Annotated in this window: 10 protein-coding genes; 6 read left to right on the top strand and 4 right to left on the bottom strand. The window is 69.9% G+C overall.

Going from position 1 to position 13008, the window contains the following annotated elements; genetic code table 11:
- Both ACZ3UD_RS17150 and ACZ3UD_RS17145 read left to right on the top strand, forming a co-directional pair.
- On the top strand, positions 1 to 213 hold a 213-nt coding region (locus tag ACZ3UD_RS17150), incomplete at its 5' end, for an acyl-CoA dehydrogenase family protein (RefSeq protein ID WP_402946062.1).
- A 144-nt stretch (positions 214 to 357) separates the two neighbouring features.
- Positions 358 to 1044: a TetR family transcriptional regulator gene (locus ACZ3UD_RS17145; protein ID WP_465587534.1), complete on the top strand. Its 687-nt coding sequence runs from the start codon at positions 358 to 360 to the stop codon at positions 1042 to 1044.
- Positions 1045 to 1461: 417 nt separating this feature from the next.
- On the opposite strand, the gene ACZ3UD_RS17140 is transcribed toward ACZ3UD_RS17145, so the two are convergent.
- Positions 1462 to 1611: a hypothetical protein gene (locus ACZ3UD_RS17140; RefSeq protein WP_465587499.1), complete on the bottom strand. Its 150-nt coding sequence runs from the start codon at positions 1609 to 1611 to the stop codon at positions 1462 to 1464.
- Positions 1612 to 1939: 328 nt separating this feature from the next.
- On the opposite strand from ACZ3UD_RS17140, the gene ACZ3UD_RS17135 reads away from it, so the two are divergent.
- Genes ACZ3UD_RS17135 through ACZ3UD_RS17125 form a run of 3 tightly spaced genes read left to right on the top strand, consistent with a single transcriptional unit; the run spans position 1940 to position 5265 of the window.
- Positions 1940 to 2209, top strand: coding sequence for a hypothetical protein (locus tag ACZ3UD_RS17135; protein WP_393030675.1), 270 nt, complete (start codon positions 1940 to 1942; stop codon positions 2207 to 2209).
- Positions 2202 to 2816, top strand: coding sequence for a DUF6879 family protein (locus ACZ3UD_RS17130; RefSeq protein ID WP_465587495.1), 615 nt, complete (start codon positions 2202 to 2204; stop codon positions 2814 to 2816). The genes ACZ3UD_RS17135 and ACZ3UD_RS17130 overlap by 8 nt, the downstream gene beginning before the upstream one ends.
- A 34-nt stretch (positions 2817 to 2850) precedes the next feature.
- Entirely contained in the window at positions 2851 to 5265 is a 2415-nt protein-coding gene (locus tag ACZ3UD_RS17125; protein WP_465587492.1) for an ATP-binding protein, read from the top strand.
- Here ACZ3UD_RS17125 and ACZ3UD_RS17120 read toward each other — a convergent pair.
- Positions 5240 to 6232 (bottom strand): methionyl-tRNA formyltransferase, encoded by a 993-nt coding sequence (locus ACZ3UD_RS17120; protein ID WP_465587489.1) that lies wholly within the window; start codon positions 6230 to 6232, stop codon positions 5240 to 5242. The two genes, ACZ3UD_RS17125 and ACZ3UD_RS17120, sit on opposite strands and share 26 nt — an antisense overlap.
- Before the next feature lie 139 nt (positions 6233 to 6371).
- Here ACZ3UD_RS17120 and ACZ3UD_RS17115 point away from each other — a divergent pair, with 139 nt between their 5' ends.
- Positions 6372 to 8498 (top strand): nuclease-related domain-containing DEAD/DEAH box helicase, encoded by a 2127-nt coding sequence (locus ACZ3UD_RS17115; protein ID WP_465587486.1) that lies wholly within the window; start codon positions 6372 to 6374, stop codon positions 8496 to 8498.
- Positions 8499 to 8578: 80 nt separating this feature from the next.
- Here ACZ3UD_RS17115 and ACZ3UD_RS17110 read toward each other — a convergent pair whose 3' ends face one another.
- Together ACZ3UD_RS17110 and ACZ3UD_RS17105 are read right to left on the bottom strand one after the other, a co-directional pair.
- A complete protein-coding gene (locus ACZ3UD_RS17110) occupies positions 8579 to 9892 on the bottom strand; it encodes an SWIM zinc finger family protein (RefSeq protein WP_465587483.1) in 1314 nt (437 codons plus the stop codon).
- Positions 9889 to 12882, bottom strand: a complete 2994-nt coding sequence (locus ACZ3UD_RS17105) for a DEAD/DEAH box helicase (protein WP_465587480.1) — start codon at positions 12880 to 12882, stop codon at positions 9889 to 9891. Before ACZ3UD_RS17105 ends, ACZ3UD_RS17110 begins: the two co-directional genes overlap by 4 nt.
- Positions 12883 to 13008 lie beyond the last annotated feature (126 nt).

The raw sequence follows: 13008 nt of genomic DNA, 5'->3' as shown, positions 1-13008 counted from the left end.
GACGCGGATCTGACGTTCTTCGGTGCGGCGGCGAAGTGCTTCGCGTCGGACGTGGCGATGGAGGTGACCACGGACGCGGTGCAGTTGCTGGGTGGTTACGGCTACACCCGGGACTACCCGGTGGAGCGGATGATGCGTGACGCGAAGATCACCCAGATCTACGAGGGCACCAACCAGGTCCAGCGCATCGTGATGGCCCGCAACCTCCCGTAACGGCGCTCTGACGTGCCCCGACGGCCGGACGGGTCAGCCGCCCGGCCGTCGGGGCCGAGACGTCGCGCCGATGCTAAGTTCCGGAGAATGAGCGAGAAGGAAGAGCAGGACCTGCCGATGAATGACGGGCCCTCGAAGCCGGCCATGCGCGAGGCGCTGGTGGCCGCGGCCTTCGAGCTCTTCCTGGACCGCGGCTTCGAGCAGACGACGATCGACGACATCGTCTCGCTCGCGGGCGTCGGCCGGCGCTCCTTCTTCCGCTACTTCCCGGCCAAGGAGGACGTGGTCTTCCCCGACCACGAGCGCAGCCTCGCCGAGATGACGGAGTTCCTCGACTCCGGCACCGGCGAGGAGGACCCGGTCAAGCACGCCTGCGCCGCCGCCCGGCTGGTCCTGCGGATGTACGCCGAGCAGCCCTCCTTCTCCGTCCAGCGCTACCGCCTCACCCGCAAGGTGCCCGGCCTGCGGGCGTACGAGCTCTCGGTGGTCTGGCGCTACGAGCACACCCTCGCCGCCTACCTGCGCGGCCGCTTCGCCGACCGCCCGGACGGCCCGCTGCGCGCCGACGTGATCGCAGCCGCCGTGGTCTCCGCGCACAACCACGCCCTGCGCACCTGGCTGCGCTCGGGCGGCGAGAGCGACTGGGTGGCCGAGGTGGACGCGGCGATGGCCTTCGTCACCACCACCTGGAGCGACCGCCCGACCGACTCCGCCCCGGACGGCGAGGACGCGGCCGACGACGTGGTGGTCCTGGTCGCCAGTCGCCGCGCCCCGCTGTGGCGGATGGTCCAGGGCATCGAGAGCGCCCTGGGCGACACCCACCGGGTCTGAACCGGCCGCACGGCACACTCCTCGACGACCGACGACCGACGACCGACGACCGACGGCCGGCGCCTGGGGTCGACTCGCCTTCCTGCTGGCCGCCGCGCGCGGCGATTCTGACGGATCGTGAGGCCGGGCCGGGTGCGGCGCCGGTTGCGAGGGGACGCGGGGCAGGGCTGTCTGAATCGCGGCGGGCCGATCGGCCCCCCGCCTCAACCGCGAACTCGTGCTCCGCGAGTCCACCGACACCGAGAAAGCGGGCCCCCGCCTCCCCGGCGAGGGCCCGCTCCTGATGCAAAGCGAAGGGCCCCTGATGAACAGGGGCCCTTCGACTGGTGTCCGAGGGGGGACACAGACCATTAGCCCAGCGATCACAGGTGTCTTGGCCCTTGACGGGCCCAGGTGAGGCCCGGTTCGTGGAGAGAGTCAGGTAAGCAGCCGCAGCCGTACGGCGTGGATGCCGAGGTCGGTTAGGCGGATCAGTTCGACCCGGCCGGCGGTGAGCTCCTTGGCGCGGCGTGGGGCGTCGCGGTCGGGGGTCGGGATGCCGAGCAGGGCGGCCAGCTCCGCCGGCATTCCCGCCGGCAGCACCAGGGCCGGTGCGCAGCAGGGCGCGAAGCGCGCCAGGGCCGTCCGCAGGTGGCTCGCCGGGCAACGGTGGAAGGTGTCAGCCTACCGGCTGGGGAGGGCGACGATGCCGCCACGGCGGCATCGTCGCCCGGCCGTGAGTCGGACATGACGCGATTTCGTGGAATTCACCCGACCGAATGCGGATTTGGGAACTCCGATTGAGCACATCAGATGAGAAACTGCAAAGCGATCCCGCCGGCAAACTCCCTTGACCCTCCGTGCGCTCTGCGCTACATTTTGTCACCCTGATTCTTCTCGTATTGACGGGGAATACATGGCTGTTCGCTGGGAACCGGACCCCACAGCGTCCTTCGCCCGCCGCCTGGGCAAGTCGTCGCACGAGCTCGGCCAGACCTCCGGCAACGCCAGCTGCCCGGACATCTGGGAGCTGGACAACGGAGACGTCGCGGTCATCGGACGCGAGCTCACTGACTCCTACCAGGGAAGACTTCCTGAAGGCGTGAGCGTCGACCCGGGTGAGCGGCTCGTTGTCATCCCGCGCGCGACCATCATCGCGGCGAAGGCGGACATTCCGGATGCGTGATCTCCTTGCCGGCGCTGTCGGCGAGCGCATGGAACTCGGCGCCTACTATGCCGAATTTGAATTATTTTTCTGGAGAATTACCGACCTCGGTTTCTGGAAGCTGGAGCGCCAGCAAACTTTCAAAGAGCCGGGCTACGACAGCTGGGAGAGTTTCGCCGCCGGCGACTGGGAAAATTCCCTGAGAATTCTTGAGGCTGGCCGCCGGGACATGGAGGCCTACCATCGGAAAATCGCCGAGCACGGTTTCTCGGCGCGTCGAGTGCGTGTGGTGGAGGAGCCGATCAGCGCCTACCTCCAATGGGAGCTCCATGCACTCCGCGTCCGGGACCAGAGCGGCGGTCCCATCCGCGTCGTGAGCCCGGAGCGGGTGGCGGCCTTCGAAGCGGACGGCCCTCTCCCGGAGATCTACACGCTCGGCTCCGAGGTCATGTACGAGGCGGTCTACGACGAGCACGGCGTCCTCGAATCCGTGCGGAGATTCGCCGACCGGGATCTGATCCTGCGGTGCAGGCAGTTCATCGTCGACCTCTACGAAGTCGGCGAGCCACTGGACAGCTACTTCAACCGCAACGTGGCTGCCCTGCCGCCGCCCGCAGGGCAGCGATGATGGTCGCCAGCCGGATATCGGGACACCGTCCCTGATGGATGGCTTCGATCGGAAGGACGCCTCCCCGCACGGTTCCTGGCAGGCCAACCGAATCCACGGATCCGCCACCGTCGGGGACGTTCTGCAAGCCCGTGACGTCCACGGCGACATCCACTTTCATCAGTCGGCGGAGCGCTCCTTCCGTGTAACGCCACACCAACTCCCTTACGCCGGAGGTCGATTTGTCAACCGGAGTGGTGAGCTGGGGAATCTGGACCAGATAGTCGCCGACGGCCACGAGGCGCTCGCCTCGTCGGCTGTCGTGGTGGTGACGGGCACGGCGGGAGTCGGCAAGACGTCTCTGGTCCTGCACTGGGCGCATCGCGTCCGCGATCGCTTCCCAGCAGGGGCCCTGTACGTCAACCTCCGCGGCCATGACGCGAGTGCACCGGTCTCGTCGAGCCAGGCACTGGATCGATTCCTGCAGGCCTTGGGGTTTCCTGCCGCTTCCGTGCCGGTCGATCTGGAGGACCGGGCCTCGCTGTTCCGGTCGATCACCGCCGATCACCGGCTCCTGGTCATGCTCGACAACGCCTCGACAGCCGCGCAAGTCCGGCCCCTGCTGCCCGCCTCCTCAGGCTCCCTGACCCTGGTGACCAGCCGCAACAGTCTTCCGGGCCTGGTGGCCCGGGAGGGGGCGTACCGGCTCGACCTGGGCCGTTTCCCGGACGAGGAAGCCGTCCTGCTGCTTCGCGCGGTGACTGCTGCCTCTCGTTCGTCCGACCAGCCCGACGAGCTGGCCGAACTGGCCCGGCTCTGCGCAGGTCTGCCGCTCGCGCTGCGGATCGCCGCCGAACGCGCGGCAGGCAGGCCGTTGATGCTCCTGCGGGAGCTGATCGCGGATCTCAAGGACCGCTCGGCGCTCTGGGACGTACTGACGGCGGAGACCGAAGAGGAGACGGACGCGATGCACAGCGTGTTCGCCTGGTCCTACCGGGCCCTGCCCGAGGCGGCGGCCCGGCAGTTCCGGCTGATCGGCCTGCATCCGGGTGACGAGTTCGGCCTGCCCGCTGCAGCCGCGCTCGCCGGGAGCACGCTAGCCGAGGCGCGTCGCCAGCTCGACGTCCTGGTCGGCGCCCACCTGGTCGAGCAACACGCCTCCACCCGCTATCAACTCCACGACCTCCTGCGCGCCTATGCCGTCACACAGGTGCAGCAGGAGGAGCCGGCCGAGACCCGCCGTGACGTCCAACGGCGCATCCTGGCGTGGTACCTGCACACCGCAGACAACGCGCAGTTGATGATGGCTCCATTCGACCGCTATCCGCTCGACGTTCCAGTGCCACCGGACGTCGCTCCGCTGGCCTTCGACGACTACCAGTCGGCGTTCCAGTGGTACCTGGCCGAGGCCGGCAACCTGGTCGCCGCCACGCGAGCCGCCGCGGAGGCCGGATTCCACGATCTCGCCTGGCGACTGGCCGTGGTCCTGCGAGCCGTCTACATGCACCAGAACGCCTTCGACGATTGGGAAGCGACAGCCGAGATCGGCATCCGCTCGGCTGCCCGGGCTGGCAGCCGCGCAGGCGAGGCCGAAGCGTACGAGAGTCTGGGAAAGGCGTACTTCCAGTCGCGACGTCTCGACGAGGCCGAGGAGTGCCATCGCGCCGCCCTTGAGATCCGTCGCGAAATCGGAGAGCGGTTCGGCGAGGCCGTGTCGGTCAACGCGCTGGGCCTGCTGGGCCTGCGTCGGCGACGGCTTGACGAAGCCCGGAGCTGGTTCGAGGCCGGGGCCGCCATCTTCGGCGAGTTGGGCGACCAGCGATGGGCGGCGCTGCTCCTGTCGAATCTTGCCGAGACGCAGTGCGAACTCGGTGACTTTCACGCGGGGGTCGAGGCCCTGGAGCGAGCTTTGACGGTGTTCCGCGATCTCGGAGACCGAAGCGGTGAGGGCAACGCGCTGTTCTTCCTGAGCTGGGCCCAGCGCGAACTGGGCCTGCTGGCCGACGCCCACGCCTCGATCAGTGTTGCTCTGGAGATCGCCGCCGGGGAAGGCAACGGCGTGTGGGAGGCGCACTGGCTCGTCGAGCTGGCGAACGTCGATCGCGCGGCTGGGCGACCCGAGGATGCCCTGCGGTCGTGCGAGCAGGCAGCCTCCATCCAGCGAAGGCTGGGTGATCGAAGCCGGGAGGCTACGGCGCTGGACCGGGCCGGGGAGGCCTGCCGCGATCTCGGGAGGACCGATGATGCCATCCGTCTCCACGAGGCCGCCGTCGCGATCCATCGGGAGTGCAACGACGCGTGGCAGCTGTCCGGCACGCTCGACAATCTCGCACGGGCCCTTCACCAGGCAGGCCGCGCGGATCAGGCCCGCGCGCACCGGTCCGAGGCGCTCGCCTTGCTCGCGAGCTTCGACGATCCGCAGGCGGTCGCACGGCGTCAGAGGATCAGCCGGCAGCTGACAAGCCCCTAGCGGATTCCACGGGCGCCGACTCCGTGATCCAGATCGGGCCGTCGGCGCATTCCAGGCGAATCCCGTCGGCCGGTGTCAGCCTGGTCCGCAGCACCCGTAGGAGGCGCCCGTCGATCTCGACGGTTGGGCCGAGGTCTGGTCCCATGAATCGGAACGTGCGGACCTGGTTGTGGATCTCGCGGGCGGTTTGTGAGCGATTGACCAGGGAGAACTCCGGTCCCATCAGCCCTGCGTAGGTAGCGCGGGCGCCATCCTGCGGTGTTCCCGGATATCCCTGTGATACGCGGTCCAGAGAATCGACGAGAAGCCGCCGAATGACCGGTTCGAGTCGTGGCCAGAGGGTGTCCGGGGTGACGTCGTTATCGATGGGGATTCCGTCCTGTTGAGCCAGCACCGGACCAGTGTCGAAGTCCTCGTCCATGCGGTGGACCGTCACACCGAGGTGCGCGTCACCGTTGCGGATGGCCCAGAGGACGGGCGCGGGCCCACGGTACTCGGGCAGCATCGAGCAGTGGATGTTCAGGACACCGAGGCGAGGCGTCTCCAGGACCGACGGTGGCAGCTTCCAGGAGAATCCGTAGACGACGAGGAGATCCAGGTCGTATCCGGCTAGGGCTTTGGCCAGTCCTTCGGAGCTGCCGGGCGCGAGGAGGTCCACACCTGCGGGGACCGCCTCAAGAAGGGATCCCACCGTCTCTGTGGCAAAGGCGTCAGTGGGTCGCTTGGGCCGCATCGAACGGCAGTACACATGAACCAGCGGTTCGTGCCCTTTCTGCTGGCAGACGGCATGAAGGGCCCGGAACTCGCGAGCTCCGAAGGATGCAATACCAATACGTAAAGGATCTGCCATGGTTGCGACACTAGCAGTGCGCCGTATCTGATTGCCGGTGAAATGCATGGCCGGTCCACCAGTTTGGCGGACGGTGACTGCATGGCCGCAGTCGCGCAGCACGGCGCGTTCGACCACGCGCGTGGTGGTTCTGGAGTCACGGCCTGTTGGCGCTGCCATCGAGGCGGCGGCCCCAGAGAGGGGATTCGTTCGCCGACTCACCTGTGAGATCTCGCACTTCGCACTATGATCGTCACGCTGTGTGTCGATTGGGGGGATGTCCATGGCTGCGGGCGGTTCGGCGGGACGGCGGGCGCAGGATGCTCGGCGGAGGGAACGAGAACTGCGCGAACAGTGGCAGGCCGCACGGCGTGAGGCCGGCCGGTGGGCCGCCGCGAGCGAGGGCGAGCAACGGGTCGCGGCACGGCTCCTGTTCCTCACCGAGTGCGGGTGGCGGTTGCTCGTGGACCGCCGTTGGCCCGGGACACGCTCGGCGAATGTGGACATGCTGCTGGTCGGACCTGGTGGCGTCTACGTCGTCGACGTCAAGAACTGGCGAGCCGAACCCGATCTGGTGGATGGCCAGTTGTCCGCGGCTGGGCAGAACCGGGACAGCGAGGTGGCCAAGCTTCTCGCCGTCACGCAGGTGGCTGAACGTGCGGTGGGGGAGCTGGGCCTGTCCCCGGTAGCGGTTCGGCCGCTGATGGTCTTTGCCGGGCATCGAGTGGACCGCCGGCTCGGGGTCGTACATATGCTCGGAGAGCAGGAGGTGGCTCCGGCGCTCTCCTCTGAGCCAACTCGGCTGAGACCCGCCGCAGTCCGCGCGATCTCGGATCACCTGTCGCGTGTCTTTCCCGCGTACGAGCCCGCGGAGATTCCGACCGCTCACACAGCCGACCTGCAGGCCCCGCCCGATTCGGAAACGCTCTTCGACGTCGAGGCCCTGCAGGAGGCGGAGATCACCGCTGCGCGGCAAGCCCCCATCAAGCAGTGGATGACCTTCCTCCATCCGGACCAGGCGGCACTGGTCCGCCGCAACTGGGGCGGTCCGGCCCGCATCACCGGCCCAGCGGGCACCGGCAAAACCGTTGTCGGCCTGCACCGCGCCGTGTACCTCGCTCAGCGCACCTCCGGCCGCATCCTCTACGTCACCTTCGCCAACAACCTTCCCCGAGTGCAACGCACCTTCCTGCAAGCGATGGCCCCGGCAATCGCCGACCGGGTCGAGTTCAGCAGCCTGCACGGCTGGGTCCAGGCATACTTGCGCCAACACGGCATCGCGACCCGCCTCCATGGGGATCGCGCTCGCTCGGCCTTCAACCTCGCGTGGCTCCGGTCCGGCCGCGACACCATCCTGGCCACTCTCGATGCGACGTCCCACTACTGGCGCGAAGAGATCGACTACGTCATCAAAGGTCGTGGAATCACAAGCTTTGACGAGTACGCGGTCCTGCCTCGCCGCCGCCGACGTACCACACTGCGCCGGAACCACCGTGAAGCCGTATGGGCCCTGTACGAGGAGTACGAACGTCTGCGCGTCGAGCGTGGGATCCACGACTTCAACGACGTTCTCACGCTGGCTGCCGAGCAACTGCGCACCACGACCGCCCCGCCCCCGTACACCGCTGTGATCACCGACGAGATCCAGGACCTGTCCCTCACCGGCTTGCGCGTCCTCCGGTGCCTCGCCGGCGATGTCCCCAACGGCCTCCTGCTGATCGGCGACGGCCAGCAAGCGGTCTACCCCGGGGGATTCCGTCTCAGCGATGCCGGCATCGACATTCGCGGCGACCGAGGGCAGGTGTTGCGCACCAACTACCGCAATGCGAAGGAGATCTTGGACGCTGCTCTGGCCGTCGTCCAGGGTGACGAGTTCGAGGATCTCGACGGAGAGCGCACACCAGGGAAGCGCGATGTCGAACAGTCGTACCGAGCCGGCCGGGTCATCCGCACGGAGGTCCGGACCCTCGACGAGCACGACGCAGCACTGCTGGCGGCGCTGCACCGAGACCTTGGTGAGCCAGCCCCGGGCGCGCCGGAGAGGCACGCCGACTCGCGCGGAAGCTGGGGCGATGCTGCCGTCCTCTGTTCGAACTGGCAGCAGCTCCAGCACTACCAGCGGCTTCTCACTGAATCGGGAGTGCCCGTCGTGTCGCTGGAGCAGTACGAGGGCCGCCCGGTCGAGGCTGTGAAGATCGGGACCTACCGCAGGGCCAAGGGCTTGGAGTTCAAGCACGTCTACTTGCCACGCCACGACGAGGCGCTCCACGGCGCGGATGATGGGGGAGAAGTAGCGGCGGAGCACGCGGAACTCGCCCGGAGCCAGCTCTTTGTCGCCATGACCCGTGCGCGAGACGGCCTCTGGTTGGGGAGCGTCGCACCATCGGGTGACGGAATCCTGTAGGCATCGGCACCGGACAGCGGGGTCATCGAATGCGTGACGGACCTGGCGCCCGCCGTCATACCGTCAACAAAGGGGCGGACTCAGGACGTTTCCGTGCCCAGGGCGGCGGCGAGGGCCGCTGCCGGGTCGCGGTCCGCGGGGCCGGCGGGCCACCAGGTGCCGGATTCCTTGCGGTAGGGGTACCAGCGCCGGTCGGTGCCCAGGCGCAGCTGTGCGGAGCCCCCGGTGGCGGTGAGGCGGTTGCGGGTGGCCCGCAGGGCGGGGGCGCGTTCGCCCTCCCAGGCGTGCCTGACCGCGTCACGGGCGGCGGCGAGTTCGTACGGCTCCGGGTCCCAGGGCTCGTTCAGGACCCGCAGTCCCTCGGGGCCGCCGAACTGCCAGGCGCGTACGGAGCGGGCCAGGTCCGCGGGGCCCGGTCCGGCGGCGTCCGCGAGGCGCGCGACGACGGTGGGCGGCGCTTCGGCTGCCGCGAGGCGGATGGCGTCCTGGTCGACGTGCAGTGGGTCTGCGGGTGTCGTGCCCGGGTGCGCGGGGGTGAGTGCCTCGGTGAGCAGTCGTACGGCGCGGGCGGCGGCATCGGCGGCGAGGAACTCCAGTGCCGCGGGGTCGATCCCGGTGTCGGGGGTACTCGAACCGGTGAACACGGCGGTGGGCCCCGGGCGGGCGATCTCGGGAGGTGGGCCGGGCAGTGGCGGCAGCCCGGCCTTGGCGGCGGCGAACACGTCCTTGGCGGGCACTGATCCGGCTGCTGACGATCCGGCATGGGCGCTTGTGGACTCCAGCGCTGCCTGCGCGGCGTTGCGTCGCTGGAGTTCGTCCATGAGTTCCTGCTCGCCGCGGCCTCGGAGGAGTAGGAGGACGAAGGGATCCTCGTCGAGCAGCCGGGCGACCTGGTAGTAGACGGCGGCCGCGTGCTTGCAGGGGTCGCCCCAGTCGGGGCAGGAGCAGGACGGGGTGAGCTCGCCCTGCCGCGGAAGCAGCCGCACCCCGGCGCGTGCGGCGTCCTCCACCAGTTCGGCGGGCATGTCCCGGTCCAGCAGGGCCGCGATGTGCCCGGCCTGCCCGGCGGCGGCGTCCAGCAGCAGCTCCCAGTCGCGCTCGCCGAGCACCGGGATCTCCATCGAGGTGCGGTAGGGCGTACTGCGGCTGCCCTGGACCCGGGCGGCGACCCGGCCGCGGGTCACGGTGATCTCGCCGACGTTCCCCGCCCGGGCGTAGGTACGGCCGCGGGCGAGGCGCCCGGTGGCGGAGCGCTGCCTGCCCTCCAACGCCTCGACCCAGGCGTTGCCCCACCAGGACTCGGCGAACGAACGGCGGCCCCGGGCGGGCGGCAGCGGGGGGAACGTCCGGCTGCGCGCGGTGTCGGCCTTGCGAGCGGTGCGGCGGGCGTTCATGAGCGGGCCGCCTTGCGAGGCCGGCGGGCGGCGGGCACGCGCCCGCCGGCCGTCCGCAGTTCCACCAGTTCGGCCAGCTCGACATCCGTCAGTTCGGTCAACGCGGCCTCGCCGCCGCCCAGGACGGCCTCGGCGAGATCCTTCTTGCGTTTCAGCAGCTCGGCGATGCGGTCCTCCACGGTGCCCTCGGCGATCAGGCGATGGACCTGGACCGGCTGGGTCTGGCCGATCCGGTAGGCGCGGTCGGTCGCCTGGTCCTCGACGGCCGGGTTCCACCAGCGGTCGTAGTGGATGACATGGGCGGCCCGGGTGAGGTTGAGGCCGGTACCGGCGGCCTTCAACGACAGCAGGAGGACCGGGACTTCACCGTCCTGGAAGCGCCGCACCATCTCCTCGCGCCGTTTGACCGAGGTGCCGCCGTGCAGGAACAGCGCCGGGATGCCACGTTGCGCGAGGTGGCCTTCGATGATCCGGGCCATGGCGACGTACTGGGTGAACACCAGCACGGCGTTGTCCTCGGCGAGGATGGTGTCGAGGAGCTCGTCCAGGAGTTCGAGCTTGCCCGAGCGTTCGACGGCCCGGGCGGGGCCGTCCTCCTTCAGGTACTGCGCCGGGTGGTTGCAGATCTGCTTGAGCCCGGTGAGCAGCTTGACGACCAGTCCGCGCCGCGTGATGCCCGTGCTGTCGCGGATCTCGGTCAGGGTCTCACGCACCACGGCCTCGTAGAGCGCGATCTGCTCCTTCGTCAGGGCGACTACGCGGTCGGTCTCGGTCTTGGGTGGCAGCTCCGGGGCGATACCCGGGTCCGACTTCCTGCGGCGCAGCAGGAAGGGACGGACGAGGGAGGCGAGGCGTTCGGCAGCCCCGGGATCGTCGCCGCGTTCCACACCTCGGGCGTAGCGGTCCCGGAAGGCCTTGAGCGGGCCGAGCAGTCCCGGGGTGGTCCAGTCGAGCAGCGCCCACAGCTCGGAGAGGTTGTTCTCGACGGGCGTGCCGGTGAGGGCGACCCGAGCCTTGGAGGTGAGGGTGCGCAGAGCCTTGGCGGTGGCGGAGAACGGGTTCTTGACGTGCTGGGCCTCGTCGGCGACCACCAGTCCCCACGGCCCGGCCGTGTCCAGCCGGGCGGCGTCCCTGCGCATGGTGCCGTACGTGGTGAGCACGAACTCGCCGGCGGCCAGGCCGTTCAGCTCGCGGGCGGTGCCGTGGAAGCGGCGTACGGCGGTGCCGGGGGCGAACCGCTCGATCTCGCGCTGCCAGTTGCCGAGCAGGGAGGTGGGGCAGACGACCAGGGTGGGGCCGGTGGTGGCGGGATCGGCCTGGCGGTGCAGGTGGAGGGCGATCAGGGTGATGGTCTTGCCGAGACCCATGTCGTCGGCGAGGCAGCCACCGAGACCGAGCGAGGTCATCCGGTGCAGCCAGGCCAGGCCGCGCAGTTGGTAGTCGCGCAGGGTGGCCCTTAGAGCGGCGGGCTGGGGGAGGGGTTCGCGGCGGGCAGCGGCCTCGGGGTCGTTGAGGCGCTCGCGCAGCTCGGCGAGCCACCCCGAAGAGCGGACCTCGACCAGTTCCCCGCCGACCTCGGCGGTGCCGGTGAGAGCGGCGGAGAGGGCCTCCAGCGAGGTGAGGCGTCTGTCCTCGCGCTCGCGGGCACGCCGCACCGCCTCTGGGTCGAGCAGAACCCACTGGTCGCGCAGCCGGACCATCGGACGCTGTGCCTCGGCGAGGCGGTCCAGCTCGGCTCTGGTCAGCTCCCGGCCGCCGACGGTGAGCTGCCAGCGGAAGGCGAGCAGCTTCTCGGCAGAGAGCAGGGACGGCAGGTCGGATCCGGGCCGCTCCGGCGGCTCGACCACCGCACGTGCGGTGAGCTCGCGGGCCAGCTCCTTGGGCCAGTGGAGCTGGATCCCGGCTGCCGCGAGGCGCACCGCGGCGTCGCCGAGAAGTTCCTGGACCTCCTCGTCGGACAGCTCCAGTTCGGCCGGAGCGGCTGCCGTCAGCAGCCGCTCCAGCGGCGGCCATACCCGGGCGGCGCGGCGCAGCGTCAGCAGCGTGTCGACCTTGGTGCGGGGGCCGAAGGCGTCCGGGGCGGCCGTGCGGCCCGCCCACAGGTCGGCGGCATCGGTGACCAGGGTGGCGTCACCGAGGCTGTGCAGCTGGACGACGGCGCGGAAGGGTTGGCCCGTGTCACCGTCCTCCCAACTGTCGTACCAGTCGTCCCAGTCCTGGAAATCGTCGGGTTCCTCCGGGCTGATGGCGGCCATCCCGGGCAGCTCCAGGCGGAGTGACACCCGCACCCCGGCGTCCAGCCCGGCGGCGATCTCGGCCGCCCACCCGCGCTGCGCGCTCGCCTGCTGCGGGGCGGGGGAGGCCCACACCGGGCCGCCGGCCGAGAGATGGGCGGCGGGGGTGCGGGGCAGCCCGTCGGCGACCGCGTCCAGGAAGGCGCGCAGGAGCGGCTCGGCTTCGGGCAGTTGCAGGGGCGTACGGTCCGGGAGCGGCACAGCGCGGGCTTCCGGTGGCATCGCGGCGGCGAGTTCGCGGATCCGCCGGAAGTCTTCCTGATCGAGCGGGCCGACCCGCCAGGCGTCCAGGCCACCCGGGCTGACGCCGGGCAACAACTTTCCCCGTGCGACCAGTTGAAGGGCGAGCAGGCCGGCCGCTCCCCAGAAGGCGGCGGCCGGGTCGGCCCCGGTACCGGTCCGGGCCCGGGTGAGGGCAGGCAGCGCCTGAGCGACGCTCAGCACGGTGGCCGGCACGGTGCGACGGCGCGCAGAAGAACCGTGCGGGCGGACGACGACGAGTTGGGTGACGCCGTCCGGGTGGACGGGTGGGGTGGATCCGTCGGGGCGCCAGAAGGCCACCTGGCCGAGCCGGGGCGGATCGGCGGGCAGGAAGACGGCGGCGCAGGTGCCGAGCGCGGAGAGCTCGGTTGAGGTCAGCGGGATCGAAGCATCGGCGGGCGCATCGCGCCCGGGTGTCCCGACAAGTTGGTGCACGATTGCCACGATGCGATTGCTGCTTTCCAGCGGGTCCGAACCGGCTTGTCCCCGTGAGAATAGTGGACCCGGGCGGTCGCGCGTGACCGAGCAGCGGGATCGACAGCCGCCGACCGGAATGCCACG

Source organism: Kitasatospora sp. NPDC023118, from assembly GCF_055560875.1.
Note: the sequence above shows the minus strand (reverse complement) of the source record. Positions and strands in the feature narration are given on the sequence as shown.